This window comes from Pseudomonadota bacterium (assembly GCA_018823135.1).
Classification (GTDB): domain Bacteria; phylum Desulfobacterota; class Desulfobulbia; order Desulfobulbales; family CALZHT01; genus JAHJJF01.
The window spans coordinates 1-23,247 of the sequence record JAHJJF010000026.1; the positions used below are offsets into that span (position 1 = coordinate 1).

The 23,247-nt window shown below is 47.5% G+C and carries 22 protein-coding genes and 2 tRNA genes; 11 read left to right on the forward strand and 13 right to left on the reverse strand.

Translation table 11 applies throughout. The features are described 5' to 3' along the window. Positions 1 to 189, reverse strand: a 189-nt coding sequence (locus KKE17_02030) for an IS110 family transposase (GenBank protein MBU1708760.1), incomplete at its 3' end; no start/stop codon positions are given. A 185-nt stretch (positions 190 to 374) separates the two neighbouring features. On the opposite strand from KKE17_02030, the gene KKE17_02035 reads away from it, so the two are divergent. Next, positions 375 to 1,079, forward strand: coding sequence for a class I SAM-dependent methyltransferase (locus KKE17_02035; GenBank protein MBU1708761.1), 705 nt, complete (start codon positions 375 to 377; stop codon positions 1,077 to 1,079). Between the two features lie 155 nt (positions 1,080 to 1,234). Here KKE17_02035 and KKE17_02040 read toward each other — a convergent pair whose 3' ends face one another. The 3 genes from KKE17_02040 to KKE17_02050 form a co-directional block, all read right to left on the reverse strand. Continuing rightward, positions 1,235 to 1,483: a hypothetical protein gene (locus KKE17_02040; GenBank protein ID MBU1708762.1), complete on the reverse strand. Its 249-nt coding sequence runs from the start codon at positions 1,481 to 1,483 to the stop codon at positions 1,235 to 1,237. Then, entirely contained in the window at positions 1,480 to 2,853 is a 1,374-nt protein-coding gene (locus KKE17_02045) for a sigma-54 dependent transcriptional regulator (GenBank protein ID MBU1708763.1), read from the reverse strand. The genes KKE17_02040 and KKE17_02045 overlap by 4 nt, the downstream gene beginning before the upstream one ends. 133 nt (positions 2,854 to 2,986) lie before the next feature. Then, entirely contained in the window at positions 2,987 to 3,832 is an 846-nt protein-coding gene (locus KKE17_02050) for a prepilin peptidase (GenBank protein MBU1708764.1), read from the reverse strand. Between the two features lie 103 nt (positions 3,833 to 3,935). On the opposite strand from KKE17_02050, the gene KKE17_02055 reads away from it, so the two are divergent. The 8 genes from KKE17_02055 to KKE17_02090 all read left to right on the forward strand — a co-directional run bounded on the left by KKE17_02055 (position 3,936) and on the right by KKE17_02090 (position 10,311). Then, entirely contained in the window at positions 3,936 to 5,108 is a 1,173-nt protein-coding gene (locus KKE17_02055; protein ID MBU1708765.1) for a hypothetical protein, read from the forward strand. 109 nt (positions 5,109 to 5,217) lie between these two features. Further along, positions 5,218 to 5,589 carry a PilZ domain-containing protein gene (locus KKE17_02060; protein ID MBU1708766.1) on the forward strand — a complete coding sequence of 124 codons (372 nt, stop codon included), beginning with the start codon at positions 5,218 to 5,220 and terminating at the stop codon, positions 5,587 to 5,589. 75 nt (positions 5,590 to 5,664) lie between these two features. Beyond that, positions 5,665 to 6,183 carry a PilZ domain-containing protein gene (locus KKE17_02065; GenBank protein MBU1708767.1) on the forward strand — a complete coding sequence of 173 codons (519 nt, stop codon included), beginning with the start codon at positions 5,665 to 5,667 and terminating at the stop codon, positions 6,181 to 6,183. A gap of 22 nt (positions 6,184 to 6,205) precedes the next feature. Next, a complete protein-coding gene (locus KKE17_02070) occupies positions 6,206 to 6,502 on the forward strand; it encodes an MTH1187 family thiamine-binding protein (GenBank protein MBU1708768.1) in 297 nt (98 codons plus the stop codon). A gap of 306 nt (positions 6,503 to 6,808) precedes the next feature. Continuing rightward, a complete protein-coding gene (locus KKE17_02075; protein ID MBU1708769.1) occupies positions 6,809 to 7,708 on the forward strand; it encodes a 4Fe-4S binding protein in 900 nt (299 codons plus the stop codon). A gap of 27 nt (positions 7,709 to 7,735) precedes the next feature. Beyond that, on the forward strand, positions 7,736 to 8,173 hold the full coding sequence (locus KKE17_02080; protein MBU1708770.1) for an SH3 domain-containing protein: 438 nt from the start codon (positions 7,736 to 7,738) through the stop codon (positions 8,171 to 8,173). Between the two features lie 511 nt (positions 8,174 to 8,684). After that, on the forward strand, positions 8,685 to 9,296 hold the full coding sequence (locus KKE17_02085; protein MBU1708771.1) for a type IV toxin-antitoxin system AbiEi family antitoxin domain-containing protein: 612 nt from the start codon (positions 8,685 to 8,687) through the stop codon (positions 9,294 to 9,296). Between the two features lies 1 nt (position 9,297). After that, positions 9,298 to 10,311 carry a nucleotidyl transferase AbiEii/AbiGii toxin family protein gene (locus KKE17_02090; protein ID MBU1708772.1) on the forward strand — a complete coding sequence of 338 codons (1,014 nt, stop codon included), beginning with the start codon at positions 9,298 to 9,300 and terminating at the stop codon, positions 10,309 to 10,311. Positions 10,312 to 10,387: 76 nt separating this feature from the next. Here the strand turns inward: KKE17_02090 and KKE17_02095 are convergent, their stop codons facing one another. Next, positions 10,388 to 11,089 carry a DUF2293 domain-containing protein gene (locus tag KKE17_02095; GenBank protein MBU1708773.1) on the reverse strand — a complete coding sequence of 234 codons (702 nt, stop codon included), beginning with the start codon at positions 11,087 to 11,089 and terminating at the stop codon, positions 10,388 to 10,390. Between the two features lie 292 nt (positions 11,090 to 11,381). Between KKE17_02095 and KKE17_02100 the strand changes: the two genes are divergently transcribed. Next, entirely contained in the window at positions 11,382 to 12,080 is a 699-nt protein-coding gene (locus KKE17_02100; protein ID MBU1708774.1) for a UPF0149 family protein, read from the forward strand. A 134-nt stretch (positions 12,081 to 12,214) separates the two neighbouring features. Here KKE17_02100 and KKE17_02105 read toward each other — a convergent pair. From KKE17_02105 to radA, 4 genes are all read right to left on the reverse strand, one after another. Next, a tRNA-Ser gene (locus tag KKE17_02105) sits at positions 12,215 to 12,308 on the reverse strand. A gap of 160 nt (positions 12,309 to 12,468) precedes the next feature. Further along, positions 12,469 to 12,554: transfer RNA gene (locus KKE17_02110), tRNA-Ser, on the reverse strand. A gap of 283 nt (positions 12,555 to 12,837) precedes the next feature. After that, entirely contained in the window at positions 12,838 to 13,293 is a 456-nt protein-coding gene (locus KKE17_02115; protein MBU1708775.1) for a universal stress protein, read from the reverse strand. Between the two features lie 395 nt (positions 13,294 to 13,688). Next, entirely contained in the window at positions 13,689 to 15,044 is a 1,356-nt protein-coding gene (radA, locus tag KKE17_02120; protein ID MBU1708776.1) for a DNA repair protein RadA, read from the reverse strand. Positions 15,045 to 15,379: 335 nt separating this feature from the next. Between radA and KKE17_02125 the strand changes: the two genes are divergently transcribed. Beyond that, positions 15,380 to 17,632 carry a vitamin B12-dependent ribonucleotide reductase gene (locus tag KKE17_02125; GenBank protein ID MBU1708777.1) on the forward strand — a complete coding sequence of 751 codons (2,253 nt, stop codon included), beginning with the start codon at positions 15,380 to 15,382 and terminating at the stop codon, positions 17,630 to 17,632. A 306-nt stretch (positions 17,633 to 17,938) separates the two neighbouring features. Here the strand turns inward: KKE17_02125 and KKE17_02130 are convergent, their stop codons facing one another. The 4 genes from KKE17_02130 to radC all read right to left on the reverse strand — a co-directional run. Beyond that, positions 17,939 to 19,972 (reverse strand): hypothetical protein, encoded by a 2,034-nt coding sequence (locus KKE17_02130; protein ID MBU1708778.1) that lies wholly within the window; start codon positions 19,970 to 19,972, stop codon positions 17,939 to 17,941. After that, on the reverse strand, positions 19,969 to 21,057 hold the full coding sequence (locus KKE17_02135; protein MBU1708779.1) for an ABC transporter substrate-binding protein: 1,089 nt from the start codon (positions 21,055 to 21,057) through the stop codon (positions 19,969 to 19,971). Before KKE17_02135 ends, KKE17_02130 begins: the two co-directional genes overlap by 4 nt. A gap of 348 nt (positions 21,058 to 21,405) precedes the next feature. Beyond that, positions 21,406 to 22,563, reverse strand: a complete 1,158-nt coding sequence (gene hemW, locus KKE17_02140; protein ID MBU1708780.1) for a radical SAM family heme chaperone HemW — start codon at positions 22,561 to 22,563, stop codon at positions 21,406 to 21,408. Between the two features lie 25 nt (positions 22,564 to 22,588). Then, the coding region (gene radC / locus KKE17_02145; GenBank protein MBU1708781.1) for a DNA repair protein RadC at positions 22,589 to 23,247 on the reverse strand (659 nt) is incomplete at its 5' end.

Here is a 23,247-nt window from a genome sequence, read left to right on the forward strand (position 1 = left end):
AACGCATTCGACACCAATTACAATATCTTCGGAATAAGAAGCAATCAGTTCAAGGAATAACTCTGGATCAGTCTTGATGTTCTTGTGAACTTTAACCTCTCCGGTATTATTGAGGATGCAGACATACATTTTCCTAGCATGTAAATCGATTCCGCAATAATATTTGTGCTGTTTGGTATAAAATTTCATGACTTGGCCTCCTTTGGGTGATAGGTTTAATGGTGGTGGGGACTTCCATTAAACTTACTTCATCTGAAGGAAGGCCATAACTAGTATCAAAAGCATGCGCCAGACGGCAAACAGCGCTGCGTCGCTGTCGCGGCAAGTTTGGGTGGGCCGCTGGTGATGCAGGTCTTTATGCTAAAAAGATACAAATGGCACTAAGTGAGTGGCAATATAACGAGCTACAGCAAGTTGGGGTGAACTATTCCAACTTCGAAGAAGTGGCCAGGTATGATGCCCGCATGCAGAAATTACGGGACATCAAGTCAGAGATCCTCAAACTCGTCGCAGTTACAGGCCCAACAGCAGAATCCACAGTGCTCGAAATAGGTATTGGAACTGGAGAATTTGCGATAGCTGTCTCGAAATTGGCAAAAAAAGTTGTAGCGGTGGATGTTTCTATGGCCATGCTTGATTATGCTAAGAAAAAAGCTGCCGAAAAAAACATTCATAATATTGAATTTCATCATTCCGGATTTCTCACATTCAATGACTCACCAGAACAATTCGACATCATCTATACCCAACTAGCTCTTCATCACCTCCCGGACTTCTGGAAGTTCATCGCCCTCAAAAAAATAAATACCCTCCTGAAAAAAGGTGGAAAGTTTTTCTTAAAAGACGTCGTCTATCCATCGAACATCCAGAATTATGATATTTTTTTTGCAGAGATCATTAAAGCTGTTAAAGATTCCGGAGCGGCAGAGTTCATGGAGGAATATATCGTTCATATCAGAGACGAGTTTTCCACGCTGGATTGGATCATGGAAGATATCTTAACAAAATCAGGTTTTGCCATCCTAAGAGCAGATGTAGAAAATAGTATTATTTATAACTATTTATGTGAAAAAGCATAACAATTTAGTACAGTGGACGCGAAGAGGTTCGGTGGCCTTGTCGGGCATGCACCGGGGGAATTAACCGGGACAGATCTATTTTTCAAGGCGGTCGAAGATTTATTTCTTTAACCGCCTTTTCTCTTTGGGGAGTCCTAGAGCAGGAACAAATCCGGTCAGGATTTCATGGCAACACCGTTTTCCTGCAGGAATGCTTTTGTTTTGCTACAGATGGGTGCTGAAGTCTGAAGGACTACCTGTGCATCAGGCAATTGCGCACTGATCTTTTGAATTTTTTCGAGAATTTTTCTGCCGTCGGCCATGATAATCCGGCTTTTCCGGTGAATCACTATGGCAAAATTTCCAGGAGTTGTTTCTTGAATGACTGTTCTTGGCGGCAAGCCGAATTTGGCGGGATCAATCACTGGATGCCATAGTCCTTCATTTTATACAGCAGGGCAGGGATGCTGATTTCCAGGAGTGCCGCGGCTCTGGTGCGATTATTCTTGGTTTCTGCAAGGGCACTCTTGATCAGGTCCGCCTCAAAATATTTTTTGTTTTCCTTGATTGACAGGCTTTCACCCGGAAAACCCGGGGCCTTCCTGCCTTTTTCCCGCTGCAGCTCGCAGGACAGATTTTCCCGTGTCAAAATATTCGTATTCGCCAGAGCCATGCTTCTTTCAATAATATTTTCAAGCTCCCGGACATTTCCGGGCCAGGAATATTCCATCAGCGCCTGAAGAAAATCTGCATCAACCCGTTCAATCTGCGCGGACAGACGTTCGTTGTATTTCTTGATAAAATGCTCGATGAGCAGCGGGATATCCTCCCTTCTGTTGCGCAGGGGCGGCACATCAATGGTGAGAACATTTATCCGGTAAAAAAGATCCTCGCGGAACCTGCCATTATCAACCTCGTCCCGAAGATTTTTGGCGGTTGCAGCAATAATCCGCACATCAACGGTGATCTGTTTTGAGCCCCCCAGAGGACGGATTTCCTCTTCCTGCAAGGCCCGCAGCAGCTTGACCTGCAGCGGCATGGAGAGCTCACCGATCTCGTCGAGAAAAAGAGTGCCGCCGTCCGCCTCCTCAAAAAGACCTTTCTTGCTGCGGTAGGCATCGGTGAATGCGCCTTTTTCATGCCCGAACAGCTCGCTTTCCAGCAGGGTCTCGGGAATGCCGCCGCAGTTGATGCTGACCAGGGGCATATTCCGTCGATTGCTGTTGTAATGAATGGCCTTGGCAATCAACTCCTTGCCGGTGCCTGAATCCCCGGTGATCAGGACGGTGGTCTTATAATCAGCAATTTTAGCGATAATATCAAAAATCGCTTTCATCTTCTGGCTCTTGGCAACGATATTTGAAAAAGTGTATTGGTGTTCGATTTCCTTACGGAGCAGAGTATTTTCCCGCTGGAGACGATCGCGCTCCTCGATTTTCTTCAAGGTGAAAAGGATCTGATCTTCCGATTGAAACGGTTTTGCGATGAAATCACTGGCGCCGGCTTTAATCGCCTCGACGACATTATCCATTTCCGCGTAGGCCGACACCACGGTGACGCTTACGTCTATACCTTTCTCTCGGAGTTTTTTGAGAAAAGTAAGCCCGTCCATTTCCGGCATGCTGACATCAGTGACCACATGATCATAGATGTTTGATTCCACCATGCTCAGGGCTTTCAGGCCGTTTTCAGCCTCGTCCACCACATAGCCGTTACTGCTCAGGATGCCTTTGAGGATTTCCCTGATCACCGAATCATCATCAACAATCAGAATTCTGTTTTTTTTTGTACTCAAAGTCCGACTCCAACATTGAAGCTTCCCGCAGCAGATCAGAACCAGACGTCGAGCTGCGGAGAACACGCTGCACCATAAATATTCAGTTTATACGAACTTCATGAGTTTCGGCCATGAAATATCCAGGCCGGAATTATTGCATAAGAATTATCCCATAAACATACTGATGAACCAATTCGCTGTAAAATAAATATACCAGCGCCCCCAAAGAAAGAAAGGGCCCGTACGGGATCACGGTTTGCCCGCCTTTTTTCTGTTTGATCATCGCGCCGATGCCGAATACCGCGCCAACCAGAGAACTGCTGAACACAACAAAAGGCAGGGCCTGCCAGCCAAGAAAAGCGCCGATCATTGCCAGCAGCTTGATATCGCCGCCGCCCATTCCCTCAACTTTTTTTACCAGGTAATACCCCAGGGCCAGCAGATAAAGACTGCCGCCACCGATCAACAAACCAACCCCCGAGGACTGCCAGGTGACATAGGGATTCACAAAAGAACAAACAAACCCCAGGACAATTCCCGGCAGGCTGATCACATCGGGGATGATCTGATGATGAAAATCTATGAAGATTATGGCAAGGAGCGCCGCTGAAAAAATAAAATAAATAAAATACGGCAGGGTTATGAAAAATCTTTGCAGCAGCGCATACGAAAGAACAGCCATTAACAGCTCAACCAGAGGGTATTGCCATGAGATCCTGGTCTTGCAGGATCGGCATTTCCCTCTCAGCACAAGGAAACTTAAGATCGGAATATTGTCGTACCATTTTATGCCGGCCAGGCATTTCGGGCACCGGGACGCTGGAAAGACTATGGATAAAGATGCGGGGATTCTCAGAATCACAACATTTAAAAAACTGCCGACTATCGCCCCAAAAAAAATTGCCAGAATTGTTATACTGTTTTCAATCATACCTCTTTTGTAGCTTTTTTTAATGTTTTCATAAAGCGAAAAGGGTATTTTAAACTTGATTCTCATGAGAAACTTTCATACAACCGAATTTGATACCCGGATTACTATCAGTAATTGATAGAAACCATTCACTATAAATTACACTCAACAAGTTAAAAAGGATAAGCAGGTGGCTCTTCCAATTACCGAAACCATTAAAATCATCAAAACTGAAATCCTCGCACAGGACTGGGGCATATCCCCTAAAAGAGCGGAAAGGCTCCTCTCCGCCTTCAGCAGCATCAAGGACCGGTTCAGGAATAGAAAAGCACTCCATGACATTTTCAGCATCTGCGTAAAAACTCTTTCCTATATTTCCAGCACAAAAAAGTTTCATCCAGGCGCCATTGATTTTTTGAAAGAAGCCATGGCTCACGGTATTTCGCTTTATGAAGATCCGGTGTTCGACCCCGACAAGGATGAACAAACCCTGCGGGAAATTTATAAAAAATATGCAATCCTCAAAGATACAATAAGAGAAAAATCCCTGGACCCAGAACAGGAAAGCACATCTCCCGAGGCGGAACAAAAAAATAATCCCGCCCCAGCCCCCGCCCCCAGGCGTGTTGAAAACCCCGAGGCTGAGCTGACCGAAGAGGAAAAAGAGGAAATGGAACAGGCCTTAAACGACCTGAAACAATCCCTGGACGATACAATTCACAGTGAGTTCACCAGAAAGGAGTTGGAGGCTTTCGTCGAGCAGTTGGAAGAAGAAGCGGAACTCGAGGAAGAAAACCTGAAGGACGGCGACAAGGCGACATCCGTTCATGCCTCGAACGTTCAACCGGGAAAATCAGGGGAAGAAGTCATCAAAGACTGCCCGGCGACAAAACTTCTCAAGGTAAAAATCCATACCCTTGAAATCGGCATTCTTGAACATGATATCGCCGCCCATAAAGCTGTCGACAAAGAGACTTGTACCAAATACATCACTGAAGGCAAGGTGCCGCTCAAGGATTTTGCTCATTTCATGAGAAGCCTTTCCAAACAATTCAAAGGCTCGCTTTCAGAAATCAAGGATGCTCCATTAAAAGAAATCATGCTGCCGGTCATGGTCCCAAAGGGCTATAGTCTGCCGGAAAAACCTGACAATGCAGCAGACGGGGTGATAATCGTCTGGAACGGTGAGAACAACGGCGCAATTCTTTGCTCGGAATTACCTGAAAAACCGATGGCCATGACCAAATTCAAAAAAGAAAGCATGGCGGATTTTGCGGTGGTAAGCTTTGTCGAAAACGACCAGCAGATACCGTTGCTGAATGTTGTTTCCCTGTTAAAAAGAGAAGGATTGAAAGTTGGTTGATTTTTTAAAATGCACGGAAATCTTGCATTCCTTGGCAAAACCTGTCGATAATTAAAAAAGTATATTCTAATCCACCGGCAGCAATCCGGAAAATCCGGGAGTATCTACCATGTTGAAAGACGATCGTCGACGAAACACACGAGTAGCATTCAAGACCACCGCGGATGTCGAATTTCCCGGCGTATCTTTTGAGAACCGCGATACCATGGACCTGAGCATGAACGGGGTGTTCATCATCGGATTGATTGATCGCACTCTGGGCGACAAGTGCAAAATCACTCTGCACCTTGCCGGCGGGGTTACCGATATTTCATTCAATATGTCCGGTGAAGTAACCAGGATTACCAAGGACGGCATCGCTCTTCATTTCCATGAAATGGACCTGGACAGCTTTCACCATCTCAAAAATATTGTATATTACAACGCAGATGATCCCGATGAAATCAACGATGAATACATCGACCGCTCCCTGAACACCTAAGTTATTGCCCTCAGGATATTTATTACATATTGCAGATTGCTGAAAGAGCTTATCACCCGGGAGAGACCGCAAGCCATGATTGATCAAGCCGAACGCAGAAAAGACGTCAGGGTAGTCTTTCATACGACTTCCGTGCTCAAATTCCCCAAAAAAGAATTTAAAGACTGCGGTACCCGTGACCTCAGTGTTGCCGGAGCGTATATTGTCGGTGTCACAGGGCCTAAAATCGGTGATACCTGCGAGGTCAGCCTGCACCTTGCGGGCAATGCCAGCCAACTCCTCCTGAAACTCAAAGGCGAGGTGGTCCGGGTCGCAAAAGATGGTGTCGGCTTACAATTCTTCGATGTTGATAATGACTGTTTCTGCCATCTGACAAATATCGTTTATTATAATTACAAGCACCCCGATGAAGTAAAAGCGCAGCAGACTGAAAAAGGCACCGACTACTTCAAAAAACCAAAGACCTATCAGCCGACATTAAACATCGTCGATGACGAACAGGTTTACATGGATAACGATGAGTTTGATGAAGAAGAATGGAAAACGGTGAGTTCCAAAACCCAGGACCTGGAAGACATGGAAGAATCCGAATAACCCTCTTCTTTTGATATCAACCATGGCCCTGATGCATCTGACGATCATACCTTTAGGAACCGATTCCCCCAGCCTGGGACCTTACGTTGCCGACATCCTGCGGATTCTTCAACAAGAAGGCCTCGCATTCAAACTCACGGACATGGGGACCATCGTCGAAGGAGACACCGCAAAACTGCTCTCACTTGCGGCCAGGCTTCACGAAGAGCCCTTCACCCACGGCGTAAAACGTGTCTGCACCCAGATCTCAATTGATGACCGCAGGGACAAAAAAGTTGCAATCGGCGATAAAATCAATTCGGTTCAGGCGCTTCTGTAAACGCGAAAAAATTAAATAGTTGTCTTACAGCTCAATAAGGCCTGAATTCTCTGCCGCCGATCTTCAATTTATTGATTCTATTGAGCGAATAAATTATTCTTATTCAACTTTTTTCCTTTAATCTTTTATTCTTCTAATTCCATGCGAAAACCGTCAAAAAAGAAAAAACACAATCTCAGAAAAACGCCCTACTGGATATTTCTTTTTTTCCTTGGTCTTTTTCTTGCCGGGATTGCCTCAGGAGAGCCGGGCCGCGTCCTGGAACAGGCAATCAGCATTTGCCTGAGTTGCATAGGAATAGGCTAAATGGAATTCATTCGCAAATGGATACAGGCTCTGTCAGCCCTGGTGGTAAACGGTTACTGGCTCTTTCCTTTTACCCGCAGCATTTACCAGGGGCCACTGAAAGCTGTCTGCTCCCCCGGCCTCAATTGCTATTCCTGTCCAGCATCAACGACATATTGCCCCATCGGCGCAATCCAGCAGCTCATGGCGGGCATACGATTTTCTCTGGAAAATAATCTCTATTATGTCAGCTGGTATGTTGTCGGCAGCATGGGCATGATGGGCAGCATCTTCGGAAGAATGATCTGCGGCTGGCTCTGCCCATTCGGTTTCTTCCAGGAACTGCTCCATAAAATCCCCTCTAAAAAATTTAATATCCCACCGCCCTTGAAATATGTGAAATATGCTGTTTTATTGTTCATGGTGATTTTGCTGCCCGCCTTTGCCGTTGACGAATGGGGAGCCGGGGTTGTCTGGTTCTGCAAATATCTCTGCCCGGCCGGAACATTGGAAGCCGGCCTGCCGATGCTTGCCTTGAGGCCGGATTATCGGGAAATTATTGGATTACTGTTCTACAGCAAACTGACACTTCTGATATTTTTTATAATCTGGGCGGTGCTTGCCAGCCGGCCTTTCTGCAGGACAACTTGTCCTTTGGGCGCATTCTACGCCCTTTTCAGCAGAGTCCAGCTGGTTAAGCTGCGTCTCATCGAGTCTAACTGCACCCAATGCGGCGCATGTCACCAGGTCTGCCCCATGGGCGTTAAATTTAATGAATCGCCCGAAGACATGGAATGCATTTCCTGTCTGGCCTGCATGAACAAGGCATGCAGATATGAAGCAATCACTCTTGAAATCGGCGGGATTCCATTCGGTGAAGTACAAGGGGAAACTCCAGGTGAAACGCCTGAAAAAATTTGAAAGGTAAATTATGAGGAGAGTTTTAGCATGTTGAAACGTCTGTTTATGTCGGTAGTTCTTCTTTTGTTCTCTGCAACCATTGTCCATGGAGAAATGGCCAGCATTAACAAAAGCAAAGTGAACATGCGCACCGGTCCCGGAGAAAATTATGCGATCCTCTGGGAGCTTGGCAAGGGCTACCCCCTGAAAATACTTGAAAAAAAAGACGACTGGCACAAGGTTGCCGATTTTGAAGACGACCAGGGCTGGATTCACAAATCCCTGCTCTCGAAACAACCCCACCTAATCGTCAAAAAGAAAATAATTAATGTCAGAAGTGGCCCGGGCAAACAATACAAAGTTGTTGGAAAAGCAAATTACGGCGTAGTTTTCAAAACACTCAATACAACCAACGCCTGGGTAGAAGTAAAACACGAAAACGGCCTCACTGGCTGGGTGCTGCGAAGCCTGCTCTGGGGCTGGTAGTATCGAGTAAACATTTCATTCCGTCCCGAAAATCAGCGTCACATGTTCCTCTTTTCTGAAGCCCTCCCCTTCTGTTCGCGCCTTAGCAAAAGCTAGAGAGGCCTTTCTTTCATTACTGCCTAAACTATTAAATAGTTCAGAATTTTCCTAAAAAAAAGCCCGACATTAACTGTCGGACTTTACATGAAAATCTGGCGGAGAGAGAGGGAAACGAGTGTGAATCAGCCCCCACCACTAACTATACAATTTCATTAGCTTTTTTTCGAGCAATTTCCCAAAGCGTCGATTTTGTACTTGTGTTTTGTACACGTCTTTGTACTAGTAAATTGACGTAAAATAAGTGACTTACGGCTATTAGTCTCGTTCAAAATGTACCAGTATGCCAGATTTACTCTCCACCACTTTTTCTCATATTTATTTTGTCTGAAAAAAATAACTTTTTTTTAGACAAAATAATGCTATAATATGTTGTATTGTTAATAATTTATATTAAATCTACGACTCAATCAAGATGAAGAAAACAATATCCAATTTAGTTAAGGCAATCATCGATAGAAAAAAGCCGGGATGGGTTTTTAGTCCTCAGGATTTCATCAAACTTTCATCGAACATTGCTGCTGCGGAAAGAGCTCTCTCTCGCCTTCACGCCAACGGTGAAATAAAAAGGCTGCGAAAAGGTTTATACTATAAGCCGATTGTAAGCCGCTGGGGAGAAGTACCTCCTGAGATTAAAGAAATAGTCAAGGCTCTTGAGCGCTCTCTCAAAACCAAGATGATGCCATCAGGGGCAGCATCAGCAAATATACTTGGCCTTACCACTCAAGTACCGGCAAAAACCGTCTTTTATACCACCCATAATCCTGGCAATGTTAAAATTGGAAAGTTTGAAATCCAATTCAAAAAAGTTTCGTCGAAAAGACTTACCGGCAGAGGCAAAAAGGCGGGTCTTATATTGAACGCCTTGAAATATCTTGGCGAACATGAGGCCAAAAGTCCCTCAGTACAAAAAAAAATCGCCAAATTAATCGGCCCGACAGACAAACAGGTTCTTAATAAAGCCGTTCAGCCACAAAGCAAATGGCTCCGGGAGTCTGTGGAAAACATAATGAGATTGGTTGCGTGACATGCTGCCCTTTTTAAAACTCCCGGATAAAGAACAGCGGGAAATACTACGAATTTCCCAGGCACAACTTAATATTGCTGAATCCATTCTAGAGAAAGACGTATGGGTCAGCTATGTATTGGATCTAATTTTTAACCGACTCGCCTTAGGGCACAGGTTCATGTTCAAAGGAGGGACCAGCCTTTCAAAATGCTATGGCATGATAAATCGTTTCTCAGAGGATATTGACCTTTCTTTAAATATGGAGGAACTCGGGTTTGGTGGCAGTAATTCTCCTGAAAATACTCTTTCAAAAACTCAAAGAAAAAAACGGCTTGATGAACTTAAAGAGGCCGGCAACAGATATACAGAAGAGACACTCTTCCCATCTCTTCAAGAAAAAATCACTGAAGAGATACCGGTCAAGAGCGATAACATCTATCTGGAAAAAGATGATTCAGATGCATTGAATATTATTGTTGAATACGATTCTCAATGCAGTGATAATACCTACAATAATTATTTTGAACCTAAGATCAGGATTGAGCCTGGGGCCAAAGCTCGGCATAAACCTACGGAAAATGTACAGATCTTTCCGTTGATTGGGGATTCAATTCCTGAATTCAAAACAAAATTCACTGTAAAGGTTTTAATCCCAGCCAGAACCTTTTGGGAAAAGGCAACCTATATTCATGTTGTAAACAACCACAACAATCCAGAGAAATTCAGGATCAAGGTGAGCAGGCATTTATATGATTTGGCCATAATGGCAGATCACCCTGAAGGGAAGGCGGCACTAAACGATTTTGACTTGTTAAGCCAGGTTGTGGAGCACAAAAGCCTCTACTTTGCTTCTGGGTGGGCCGATTACTCAGGGGCGAAACCGGGAACCATTCAGTTGATGCCTCCGCCTGAACTCATGGATGCTTATAAAAGCGACTACAAAGCAATGGATTTGATGTTTTACCAAGACCCTCCCGCTTTTGATGAACTCATCGCCAAAATTCAACAAATTGAAAAAAAAATTAACTCGTAAAATTATGCTGCGGATGTAATACATCGGATCACAGACCTTAATTGGATCGAGATTTCATTGATCTGTCAATGGTGCGTTACTTCTTTCGACTCCATTTACTCATGGCATCATTGATCTTTTCTCTAACTATTTGCCGGGCATCGCACCTATCACACCCGGAATTCAACAAATTATCATAATTCGTTTTGGAGTGACGAATATGGGCCTGCACAGCAAGATGGACGGCATTTTCATCAAAACTTTTCGCTGATGCGGATCGGCCAACCCTACCGCTATACTTGAGGCAGGCATGTTCAGCGATCTCTGCCGCTGTCTTTTTGGGGCATCGGGGAAATAACTCTTTAATCTTTTCTGAAAACTTATTGATATATTCCCGATCAAGCTTTTCTCTTCGAATAGCATTCCGGTCTCGGTTAATCTTCCGCACCTCTTCATCATCCAGACATTCTATCTCGGTTTTCTTCAAGGCTGCCGCCTCAACAAGAACTCCTTGGCGCTCACTCCGTTTGCGGGCCTTACTGAATTTCCAGACAATGGCGGACAATTTTGAATGTTTCTGTGACCGCCTTGTGAGCACGGCATTTCCAGAAGGAAGAAATACTAGATGATCCAAGTCCGCACAAGTCAAGCAGATGGATTCGTTTCTACTTGTAAGACCAATCATATCGCCGGATGTTAATGGCTCTTCACATTCAACACATGAAGAATCTCGATGTGTAATGAAAACTCTAAGGTCTGCCATAAGAATCGGGGCCTTGAGATTGGATGGGGCTTTCATGAAGTCGTTGTCTCAACTTTTGCTTACCATATAAATATATGCTTGAAATATTGACACGATGCAATAATTTTGATTGGCTGGTTTGCGGCTTAATATTAATGCTAATAAAGGTTATGACTGTTTAAAGAATGCAATATTAACGGGCGATTTTAGAGGTGCTACACATCCTTCTCAAATCGTCCAGGAAGAAAACTGGGTTAACACTCGCAAATTCCTCTGTTGAAGGATGTTTTTAAAAGAAGTGTCAACAAGCTAAATGCTACCGAAGAAAACAGGAAATAAAGAAATATATATGAGCAACATGTTTACGACATTAAGTGAAGAAGAAATCGCGCGGCTGGATCTTTTCCTGCTTGAACGTATTGACGAAGAGGCCAATACCGAAGACAAGGACGAGGGGATAATTGATATCTCGGAGCTGGATGGCCTGTTCACCGCCATTGTCAGCGGCCCGACCGTGGTTCAACCCTCACAATGGCTGCCAACGGTGTGGGGTGACTTTGAGCCGGTATGGGAAAGTGAAAAGGATTTCATGGAAATTCTTTCGCTGATGATGCGGCATATGAACGGCATCGCTGCGATGTTCATGGAGCAACACGAATATTTCGAGCCACTCTTTCTTGAACGTACTGTCAAGGGAAAAACTTACACCATTGTGGATGAATGGTGTGAAGGATATCAGCGGGGGGTGGCCCTGACAGCGGAACAATGGTACATGGGCGGAAAAGAAATAACGGTTCTGTTGGCACCAATTCTCGCCTTTACGAGCCTAACGAACTGGCGAGCTCACGATTTCAGTGATGGTCAAACCGAAACCCTTCAAAGAGCCATCATTCCCAATGTACGAAAAATTCATGCCTATTGGCTTTCGCGACAGGAGGAAGAAACGCCCGTTGTGGAACCGTTGCGGAGGAGCGGGCTGCGGGCGGGTCGCAATGATCCTTGCCCCTGCGGCAGCGGCAAGAAATTTAAAAAATGTTGTTTGCAATAAGTTGCAGGCACATATGAAAATAAATGCATTTGTTGCAAAATGAATTTATCGAAAAATAATAAACCGAAAAAACTGCTCGGGAATAATAAACGAAAAAGCCGCCAATGATTGAGCATTGGCGGCTTTAATACTTCTGGCGGAGAGAGAGGGATTCGAACCCTCGGTAAAGCTTTTGGCCCTACACTCGCTTAGCAGGCGAGCACCTTCAGCCGACTCGGTCATCTCTCCACGACTTATGAATAGAAACGGACTCATTAAAACGCAAAAAAACCGGGCTGCAGCATAGAATTCAACACGGATGGGTGAACAGATGCAGGCGGTTTCCGAAAGAAAATACCCACTCAGGTATCCCTTGAAAACGTCTTCATTACGACCGTCAATTGTTATATGGCGGAGGAGGTAGGATTCGAACCCACGGTACTTTCGTACAACGGTTTTCAAGACCGCCGCCTTCAACCACTCGGCCACTCCTCCACAGGGAAGACATTATCTACCATTTCATCTTAAGCATGTCAACAGGTGATGTAAATGATCTTAATCAATCCCGCATGGTCTCCTGCACGGTCTCCGCCGCAATAACAACCGCACAAACGCACCCTCAATTTCAACAGCTAAGTATGATTGGTTATCGAACAGATTTTATAAGTATTCAGGTAATGTCTCAGATGTGTGTAAGCTGACCTTCGAGCTGTATGCGGTATGCACGAAGGCCTGCTCGCGCGCAGATGGGGTGCAGCTGAATAGAATTACCAGATTTCTAACTGACAACCCAGAGGGTAAAACTCTCACCCTGATGCACCAGAGATTTCAATATACTCCCGAAAAGGAAATCATCGGATCTGGATACTTTTCTTTTGCCGACAACCACCGTCCCAAAGCCGCCTTCTTCCTGGACCTGTAGTATTATTTGACTGATTGTCTTCCCTGAAGCCATCCGGCACTCCCTGGAAATTTTTTCAGGTGAAACGCTGCACCCTTCAAGAAGGGTCGCACCTTTTTGAAGAATTTTTCTTGCAATACTTCTTTTGCCTTTCTGATAGTCCGCCGCCGACTGACCGTCTTTGAGCAAACCCTGCTCTGGTTCGGGATATATATGGAGCAGGCAGACTTCAGAGCTGCCGATTCTACCGGCAAACTTCCCAAGATAGCGAAGCGCCCGCTCAGAGGCCGGAGTTTCATCAATTGCAACGAGTATTTTTCCCCAATCATTCATATTATATCCCCACCAGTTCACTCAAAACCACGCTGCCAATTCTTCTCACAAAGCTTGCCGATAGATCCGGCCCCACAATGACAATTTTCATTTCATTTCCTGACTTTCACTTGCAACAGAAGGTGAAAATTGATGAATTATTTAATATGGCAACACAGAGACCTACTCTATACGGATATCTCATCATATGGAAATTACCAAAAAAAATCCAATGTATTCCATATATTTTTTCACCCTGCCGGAGGTTCCTTTTTCTGCCGGGATTCAAGGCTTGATAACCGGCAACGCACCTCATCGATCAGTCCCTTAAAACTAAAAGGAATTGTGCCCAATTTCACACTAATCTCTAATAAAAACCCCGGGGATAAGGGGCGACAACCTCTTGCCTGCCCAGGTTAATAAGCTGCCTCCAAGGCCTCGCTCAATTTTTGAACCTTAATCACCTCGATCCCTTTTACACCCTCACCGGGGACATTTGCGGCCGGCACAATCGCCTTTGTAAAACCATGTTTTGCCGCCTCCCGCAACCGCTCAAGCCCACTGGGCACCGGCCGTATCTCACCGGCCAGCCCGATTTCACCGAAAACAACCAGCCCTGACGGCAACGGCCGGTTTTTCAGACTTGATACAATGGCCAGGACCAGTGCAAGATCCGCTGCAGTTTCTGTAACCCTTATCCCGCCGACTACATTGACAAACACATCCTGGTTAGAGCTTGCAACATTGCCATGCCTGTGAAGAACTGCAAGCAGCATGGCCAGCCGGTTATGTTCGAGGCCAACGGCAACCCGCCTGGGATTGTCCGCATAACTCTCATCAACCAGGGCCTGAATTTCCACAAGCAGCGGCCGACTGCCTTCCCAGATCACCATCACCGCGCTGCCGGGCAAGGGCTGATCGTGTCGGGAAAGAAATATTGCCGAAGGATTCTTAACTTCCTTGAGACCGGTATCGGTCATCGCAAAAACCCCGAGCTCATTTACTGCGCCGTATCGGTTTTTAACCGCCCGGACCATTTTGAACCTGCCGCCTGGCTCCCCTTCAATATAACAGACAACATCGATGATATGCTCAAGCACCCGCGGCCCGGCAAGATCGCCTGCCTTGGTAACATGACCCACGAGAAAAATCGCTGTTCCCGTATGTTTGGCAAACTGGGTAAGTCGCGCCGCGCTTTCCCTGACCTGCGAGACGCTTCCCGGTGCCGACTGCACCTCCCCGACCTGCATGGTCTGAATCGAATCAATCACCATGACCTTGGGTTTTTCCTGCTCGGCAATGACACAGATATTTTCTACACTGGTTTCGGCCAGCAGTAATATTTCCCGATCAGACACCTTCAAGCGTCTGGCGCGCATGGCAATCTGCTGGGGGGATTCCTCCCCGGTCACATAAAGAACCTTAGAGGACCTTGCCATATTACCGCACACCTGCAAAAGCCCGGTACTCTTCCCCACTCCAGGATCGCCGCCGATAAGCACAACCGAGCCCGGAACCAAACCACCACCCAGAACCCGATCCAGCTCACCAAGTCCGGTTGACATACGGGGGGTGTCCTCCATCTGCACTTCCGACATGGGTTGAGCCTTGGCAAGACTTCCTGAATATCCCCTGAATCTTGACCCAGAAACCGGCTTCACCTGCTCCTCGTTCAACGTGTCCCATTCCTGGCATTCAGGGCATTGCCCGGCCCATTTGCTGAATTGGGCCCCGCATGCCGAACACATATAAATGGTTTTATCCTTTGCCATACTGACCCTTCATGTCTTCACCCTTTTATATTAGGAAACGATTTTCCCCCTGAAATATCCTGGTTTCCCGACCTGGGCAGGTTCATTAAACAGTAATTGAATCCCGAGTACAAGGGAAACCAATCCGCCAGACCCTGACAATAAAACTTAGCGGCTGAAAAATGATCATCAAGCATTTTAAGTACTTATGATTTTTTCCACATATTGTGTAATCTTTTGCTTCCATATACCACATCTTGTGGTATTTTAGAAAACAAGTTTGTATTCTTCCTTGGGCAACCAACCTTTTATTAAACTGTAAATTCCGGCACCAGGAGTAGAGAATGACAGTGATTATGAATACCGAAAACCTCATCCCCCCACAAGATCTCAAAGTACCAGCCTTCAAAGAAAACGCCATCACCGTTCTTGAGCGCAGATACCTGAAAAAAGACGAACACGGCAAGGTAGTGGAAAAACCCATTGATATGCTTTGGCGAGTGGCGCTTACCGTCGCTTCGGCCGACGCAAAGCACAAGCCGGACTGTTCCATTGAAGAACAGGCAAGAGAATTCTATGACATGATGGCGGTGTTCGATTTTCTTCCCAATTCTCCGACGCTGATGAACGCCGGACGGGAACTCGGCCAGCTTTCAGCCTGTTTCGTGCTTCCCATCGAAGACTCCATGCCAAGCATTTTTGAGGCAGTGAAACAGACGGCACTCATCCACCAGAGCGGCGGCGGCACCGGATTTTCTTTTTCGAAAATCCGCCCAAAAAACGATCTTGTCCACTCCACCAAGGGGATCTCCAGCGGACCGCTTTCATTCATGAACGTCTTTGACTGTGCCACAGAAACCATCAAACAGGGCGGCACCAGACGGGGCGCAAACATGGCGATGCTGCGGGTAGACCATCCCGACATTATGGATTTCATCAAGGTCAAATCCGATCTCAAGGTTCTCCAGAACTTCAACCTCTCGGTTGCCATCACTGATAATTTCATGGCTGCGGTTGAGGCGGATGGGGAATACGACCTGATAAATCCCCGAAACAACCAGGTTGTAAAACGTCAGAACGCCCTGAAGGTGTTCCGGCAGATCGTCAAACAATCCTGGATTTCCGGGGAACCGGGCATCGTTTTCATCGACAAGATGAACGCTCAGAATCCCACGCCGCTGGTCGGTGAGATAGAAAGCACCAATCCGTGCGGCGAGCAGCCCCTGCTGCCCCATGAGTCCTGCAATCTGGGCTCAATCAATCTGGCCAACATGGTGAGCGACGGCGAAATTGATTTTAAAAGGCTTGGCAGTACCGTAAAAAAGGCGGTGCATTTTCTCGATAACGTCGTTGATATCAACAAATATCCCCTCCCGGAAATTGCCCTTAAAACCAGACAGAATAGAAAAATCGGCCTGGGCGTCATGGGTTTTGCCGACCTGCTGCTGCAGCTCAATCTGCAGTATTCATCTGCCAAGGCATGCAGGACTGCAGAAGAAGTAATGGAATTCATTGACCGCACCGCGTTTGAAGCGTCCGTTGAACTTGCCGAGCAAAGAGGATCGTTCCCCAATTTTCCTGACAGCATCTACGGCATGAAAAATCCGGATATGCCGGTGAGAAATGCAACCCGCACAACCATTGCGCCCACCGGCACGATCAGTCTGCTTGCCGGTTGTTCAAGCGGCGTTGAACCTCTTTTTGCAGTAGCCTTTGTCCGCAGGGTCATGGACAACGATGAACTGTTCGAAGTGAATCCGATTTTTGAAAAAGTGGCAAAAGAACACAATTTTTACTCACGGGAGCTGCTCAAACAGATTATTGACAATGGAAGTATCCAGAATCTGGATGAAATCCCCAAAAAAATCCGCAAAACTTTTGAAACCGCCCATGACATCACTCCTGATGCTCATATCAATATCCAGGCGGCTTTCCAGAAATATACCAATAACGCCGTCAGCAAGACGATCAATTTTCCCTCGTCGGCCACCATTGAGGACGTGGAAAACTCCTTCCTCATGGCTTACAAGCTGAACTGCAAGGGTGTCACGATCTATCGCGACGGTTGCAGGGAAAATCAGGTATTGAGCACCGGTAAAACGGAAAACAAAACCGCAGAAATTGAGGAAAAGAAAAAGCGGGTCAAACGTGACCGCCCGCGAACCCTTACCGGTAGAACCTTCCAGATGACTACCGGTTGCGGCCCCATGTACGTCACCATCAATGAAGATGAAAACAAGAATATGTTTGAGCTGTTCAACATGGTGGGCAAATCCGGCGGCTGCGCCTCCAGCCAGTGTGAGGCAATCGGCCGGCTGGTTTCCCTGGCCTGGAGAAGCGGTCTGGCACCCGAGCCAATCGTCAGGCAACTGGTGGGCATCAGCTGCCATAAACCAGTGGGATTCGGCAGAAACAAGGTAACATCATGTGCCGATGCCATTGCCCAGGCGATCCGTTTACATCTCGAAAAAAACAACAACGGTCACAAGGATGCGTCCCTTGACAGCGGTTCAATGTCCTATGGCGCCTGTCCCGAGTGCGGTGGCGTCGTCGAACACGAAGGCGGCTGCCATGTTTGTCATGCCTGCGGCTACTCCGAATGCGCTTAACCCCGCATTTCTCACGAACATTTCAACATTAATGGAGAATGGTCTGTAAAGAATAGATTCCAGGATGGTTCGCTGAGAATTGGTAAAAAAAGCGGGGTAATTCTTGAAAATCACCCACCGATCTTCAGGTAAATTCTCCGCAGGCTCTTTTTCCCGTGGTCAGGGGTGTCGCTCAACAGGACACCCCTTTTTTTATCTTTTGTTCGGCCTGATCCTCTGTCATAACACCCGACTCAGCTTGAAAAATTATCCAGGCGCATCTCTTGATTGCCCCACAAGCGAGGCCCCCACCCGGAGAATCTGCCCTCATGGAGCTGTTTCCGTGATCTTTTCAGAAACTTCAGGAAGGTAAACGGAAAAAGTTGTTCCCTTGCCTGCCTCACTTTCCACCGTTACCAGGCCGCCATAGCTCTTAACGATTCCGTGCACCACAGCAAGTCCAAGGCCGACCCCCTGATCAACAGCCTTGGTTGAATAATAGGGATCAAAAATTCGCTCCATGACACTCTTTTCCATGCCGATGCCGGTGTCGCTGACTCTGATGCGGGCAAAAATCCCCGGCTCAAGTTCCAGCCGTCCAGCCTTTCCCAAATCCTCGGGAGTGAGTTCCGACCTGTCCAGAACGACAGACAACTCGCCGCCTTTTTCAGCCATTGCGTCCACCGCATTCTTGCAAAGATTCATCAGTATCTGGTTGATCTGCTCCGGCCCCCCTTTGATAAACACCGGCGGTTGGCATATCTCCTGTTTAATTTTTACAGTTATGGGGATTGAACCAGGCAAAAGCTTCAGCGTCTCGCTGATCACCCCGCCCAGATTGAGGAACTCGTCTGTTTCCCCGGACTCCCCGCTGAAACTGATAATGTGCTCCACCTGGTCCTTGGCGCGGTTGGCAGCCGTAATTACTTCGTTGATACAACGGCGGGCCGGGCTTGATTCGGGAATGTCATCCAGAGCCATGTCGGCCCAGCCGATGATTGCCTGATTGATATTGTTGAAATTATGCGCAACCCCGCCAGCCAGGGTGCCGATGGCCTCCATTTTCTGGACCTGCTGCAACTGGATGGCGATTCTTTCCTTTTCTTTTTGCAGATGCACCCGCTCTTCTATTTCATTAATCAAGTGCTGATTGGATTGCGAAAGCTCCCGGGTCAGGCCTTCGAGTTCAATATTTGTCTCCTCTATCCCCTTAATCTGGCTCCTGACCACCCTGATTATTCTGAATGCAACAACACTAAAGAGTATTGCCGTAGTAACCCATACAAGTATCATGAGCTGCCAGGCGCGGCTCAACGCCTTTTCCGCACTCATATCCTCCTGTCGGAGAAAAGAGGATATCTCTGTCGCAATATTGTTGAGCGCCGCGCGGGTCCGCTCGAACCCCCTGCTCACTTCTCCTCGGAGCTGTATATTTTTCTCCGCTGAATTCAACTGGTCAATCTGCAGGTTAAAGAGCCCGCCGTCTCCGGGTATCAATGTCTGGTGTTCCTCGTCTATTACGTATCCCACCCCGAAAACCGATGTCTGATAGGTACCGAGTATCGCAGCATCCATCCTGCTTTTTTGTGCACCTGAGTCATCAAGCAATCCAAATTCTTTGCGGAGCCTTGCGAGAATTGTCATGAACTCATTGTCTTTAAGGTCGAAAAGGGAGCTCCGTCGGTGGGCGCTGATTAATTTTTCGGTTAAAAGGTCCAGATCAGCGATATCGCGGCGCAAATTTGACAAAATGCTTGATTGTCGCAACCCGGAAACAATCTGATCGGTGAATACCGGCAAGGTGGTGTCATACGCTGTTTCATATCGATAGATGGACAGTGCCAGATTTACCCGCTGGTTGCCTTCAATGGTGTCAACTGCCTCGATCATCCGCCTGAGTGCGATATCAGTCTCATGCTGGACTCCGGGAATGGCGGCACCTATCTGCTCATGCACGACCACCCATTCCTCGCACTGTTCAGATAGGGTGTTGAGATTCTCAAGACTCAGGAAGAGGTTATCAAGGGGCACAATATTACCATGAAGATGCATATATATCCTGTACTGCTCGACTAAAGCCTTCAGTTCGACAAAGCCATCCTTTTTCTCTTTGCCCCCATGGCCTTCCAGCAGATTATTAAAGGCAAGTTTTTCCTCAAGAAGCCGCCGGTCAAACCGGGAGGCGATATCAACCAGCTTGTAATGCAGGTTTTCATGTCTTGTCCGGTCATCACGGATTAACATCAAGGTCCACCAGACCACCGCCACCATGATCATGCCGCCGATAAAACCCAGCGCCGTTATCCAATACACCAGCCGGACCGGATTATGATAGCGTCTGTTGTTCCCCTGCTCGCTCATTGTTTATCCGTGATCTTTCCCCAATCAAGGGGCACAGCTCTGCCTTTGCGGATTATTGTCGCCCAAACGGTATGGCTTGCCTGATGATCAGCCTTACTCAAAAAAAGCGGCTCGCCCAGACCGACATCGAATTTCCCGAGATTTTCAAGTGCGTCAACCACTGCTTCGCGGTCAGGCGCTTCTGCAATATTTCCCAGGGCACGAAGGAATATCCTTGTTGAGATATAGCCTTCCAGAGCCCCGAAAGTGGGAGGTTCCTCTCTTTTCCAACTCCGCAATGCTTTGCGGAAATCCTTTACTATCGGCAAGTCGGATTCCACATCAGGGACGACCTGGGTGATAAGAACTCCCTCGGCATTATCTCCCAGCGCTTTAATCAAGCCTTCGGTGCCGACAAACGAAACATTCAGGAAATAAGGGTTAAATCCCACTTTTCTGGCAAAGCGGATAAACTCGGCGCATGGCGCGTAGGCACCCACCATGATAACCGCCCTGGGCAGAGTTTCGGCCATCAACAGATCAGCCAGGGCATTACCCACCGCCAGAGTGTTTCGCTCATAGCGTCCATGGGCTATGCGGTTTTCATTCTTGAGCCCATATTGTTTCAGCGCGGCAATCCCACCGAAATACCCGGCATCCCCGTAAGCGTCCCGCTGTGTAAAAAAAGCTATGTCCTCGGGAGCAAGCCCGACTTTGGTGATCAGTGCCTTGACCATGGCGGCGGTTTCTTCGGCATAACTTGCCCGGTAATTTATCACATAGCGGTCCGGCGGATTTTTGCGCAGAATGCCCGCCCCGCTGTAGGCCCCAAAAAACGGTATTTTATATCGGTTGGCAAAAGGAATGGTAACAACGGCTGTGGGTGTGCCGACGTTGCCGATCAGGGCAAGGGCCTTATGATGTTCAATAAGCGAAATGATATTGGGAGCCGTTCTTGCCGGTTCATAGCCGTCATCCAGAGTAACAAGGCAAATCTCCCTGCCTCCGACTCCCCCCCGGTTATTGACTTCATTCAGCGCCGCCAGAACTCCGGTCTGCATATTATGCCCCAGCCCGGATGCCGGTCCGGTCAATGCGGTGGACATCCCCAGAACCATGGATGAATCCCTGCAGGGAATTTCCAGAGGCCCGGCAGAAACTCCGGTTACAGAAAAGAGAATTAATATTACGATGAAGACATGGTGAAGTCGGATTGTGGAAATATACCCGGAACGAAACAAGGGCCGTCTTGGAACCAATGCATAAAAGACCGTTACCTGCTGAAACAACAATACTTTCAGTTCATGTATCATATTGCTCCGGCTTGGTTGACGAAAAATTCCTGTGCAACTAATTGATCTATTTCGTGAAAGCTGAATTTCTGCATATAATACTATAATGCTTTTCACCGGGGCTCAGGTCAACAAAAAACCATTCGAGGCTTTCAATTCCGGTTAAACAAGCTCAGCCATAACATAATTCGCAAGCTCCAATCCCTTTGGAGTCAGCCTCAAAAAACCTTCAGACAGCAGAACCAGTTGATCCACGATGAGCTTATCAAGTACCGACCCATAGTATCTCTCGGCATTTATTCCGAAATCATTTTCAAGATCAACAAGGGAAACGCCCTCAAGCATACGCAGGCCCATAATCACCGTTTCACGAAACCGGACTTCAGGCGGCAGACATTCCGCCTCGGCAAAAGGATGACTTCCATCTGCAACCATTTGGGCAAAGGTCTCCTGATCTTCGATATTTTTTATTCTGAGTCCGGAAATATAGGAAACCGCGCCGACCCCAAGGCCAAGATACGAGCCGTTTTTCCAGCAGTTGACATTATGGATGCATTCCCGGCCGGGAAGGGCGTAATTCGAGATCTCATAACGCCTGTAGCCTTTTTCCGCCAATATTTCACAGGACTCGCGGGCCATGGTCAGAACCTCGTCTTCCCCTGGCAAAATAAGCTGCCCCTTATCATGGGATTGTGCAAAAGAGGAGCCCTGCTCGATGGTCAACTCGTAGAGGGAAATATGCGTTGGCGCCAACGATACGGCATCGCCGATGGTCTCAACAAGGTCTGTGGTGCCCTGTCCCGGCAAACCGTACATCAGATCCAGGCTGATATTTTCAAACCCTGCCCGGCGGGCGGACGCAAGGGCATTAAAAGCCTCTTTACGGGAATGGCTGCGCCCCAGCTTCCGCAAGAATTTGTCGGAAAAAGACTGAACGCCGATACTCAGGCGATTCACTCCGGCGCCAAGAAGTGCGTCAAGTTTTGCACCTGAAAGTGTATTGGGGTTGGCCTCAACGCTGATTTCCGCGCCCCGGTCAAAGGTAAACAATTTGCGGCATGAGGTGATGAGTCCGGCCAGGGTTTTTCCCGGATAAACCGTGGGTGTGCCGCCGCCGATAAACATACTGCCAAACTGCAGATCCTTAATCAGCGGATGCCCGGCAATGTTCTCCGCCTGTTTGATCAGCGATCGGATATAACTTTCAGGGGGGGAGGCGCAGGGGGTTGAGAGAAACGAACAATACCAGCATCTGGAAAGACAGAACGGAATATGGATATAAAGCCCCGGCCCTGGCTTGCTTGTGCGATTCATTTCCATACGGTAAATGATCCGGGGAGAATAATCAAATTACCGCCATGCATTCTTTTCTGATTCCTTCCATCAAGCCGTGATCGGCAAAACTGAAGGGCTTTTGTGAGCCGGCAATGATCAGATGATCAAGGAAATTGATATGCATGAGGGAACAGGCGAGAAAAAGATTTCTGGTGAGTTTCTTGTCTTCCTGGGAGGGCGTAAGATTTCCCGACGGGTGGTTGTGTGCCGCAACCATTGCTGCGGCATTGTGGCCCAACGCTCTTTTGACGATTTCCCTGGGGTAGATGGTGTTTTGGGTGATGGTCCCCTGGGCCACGGTTTCCGTGGCGATGATTCCATGCCCGGCATCAAGAAAAATCACCTTGAAAACCTCATGCTCAAGATCGCGCATGGAATGGATGAGAAAATCGGCAACTTCACCGGAGGATCGGATGTACTCTTTCTTTGCCAGGCGTTTTTCCAGATAACGCCGGGCCACACCATGAACCAGGTGGATGGCGAAACCGTTGCTGGCACCGATCCCCTTAACACTCCGGAGTTCCTCCTCGGAGGCCTCCAGGGCGCCGGCAAGGGAGCCGAACCGGGCAATGACCGCCAGGGCGATTTCCTTGCAATCCCGACGCGGGGTGCCCAGGGTCAGAATGAGCTCCAGGACTTCAGCATCACTGAATGCATCAATCCCCAGTT

Bases quoted from the DNA above. Each gene is read 5' to 3' on its own strand.
- KKE17_02085 (MBU1708771.1), top strand. From the start codon at position 8,685: ATGAAGAAAACAATATCCAATTTAGTTAAGGCAATCATCGATAGAAAA.
- KKE17_02070 (MBU1708768.1), top strand. From the start codon at position 6,206: ATGGCCCTGATGCATCTGACGATCATACCTTTAGGAACCGATTCCCCC.
- KKE17_02035 (MBU1708761.1), top strand. From the start codon at position 375: ATGGCACTAAGTGAGTGGCAATATAACGAGCTACAGCAAGTTGGGGTG.
- KKE17_02075 (MBU1708769.1), top strand. From the start codon at position 6,809: ATGGAATTCATTCGCAAATGGATACAGGCTCTGTCAGCCCTGGTGGTA.
- KKE17_02050 (MBU1708764.1), bottom strand. From the start codon at position 3,832: ATGAGAATCAAGTTTAAAATACCCTTTTCGCTTTATGAAAACATTAAA.
- KKE17_02135 (MBU1708779.1), bottom strand. From the start codon at position 21,057: ATGTCCACCGCATTGACCGGACCGGCATCCGGGCTGGGGCATAATATG.
- KKE17_02125 (MBU1708777.1), top strand. From the start codon at position 15,380: ATGAATACCGAAAACCTCATCCCCCCACAAGATCTCAAAGTACCAGCC.
- KKE17_02100 (MBU1708774.1), top strand. From the start codon at position 11,382: ATGAGCAACATGTTTACGACATTAAGTGAAGAAGAAATCGCGCGGCTG.
- KKE17_02060 (MBU1708766.1), top strand. From the start codon at position 5,218: ATGTTGAAAGACGATCGTCGACGAAACACACGAGTAGCATTCAAGACC.
- KKE17_02115 (MBU1708775.1), bottom strand. From the start codon at position 13,293: ATGAATGATTGGGGAAAAATACTCGTTGCAATTGATGAAACTCCGGCC.
- KKE17_02090 (MBU1708772.1), top strand. From the start codon at position 9,298: ATGCTGCCCTTTTTAAAACTCCCGGATAAAGAACAGCGGGAAATACTA.
- KKE17_02080 (MBU1708770.1), top strand. From the start codon at position 7,736: ATGTTGAAACGTCTGTTTATGTCGGTAGTTCTTCTTTTGTTCTCTGCA.
- KKE17_02065 (MBU1708767.1), top strand. From the start codon at position 5,665: ATGATTGATCAAGCCGAACGCAGAAAAGACGTCAGGGTAGTCTTTCAT.
- KKE17_02095 (MBU1708773.1), bottom strand. From the start codon at position 11,089: ATGAAAGCCCCATCCAATCTCAAGGCCCCGATTCTTATGGCAGACCTT.
- radA (MBU1708776.1), bottom strand. From the start codon at position 15,044: ATGGCAAAGGATAAAACCATTTATATGTGTTCGGCATGCGGGGCCCAA.
- KKE17_02130 (MBU1708778.1), bottom strand. From the start codon at position 19,972: ATGAGCGAGCAGGGGAACAACAGACGCTATCATAATCCGGTCCGGCTG.
- hemW (MBU1708780.1), bottom strand. From the start codon at position 22,563: ATGGAAATGAATCGCACAAGCAAGCCAGGGCCGGGGCTTTATATCCAT.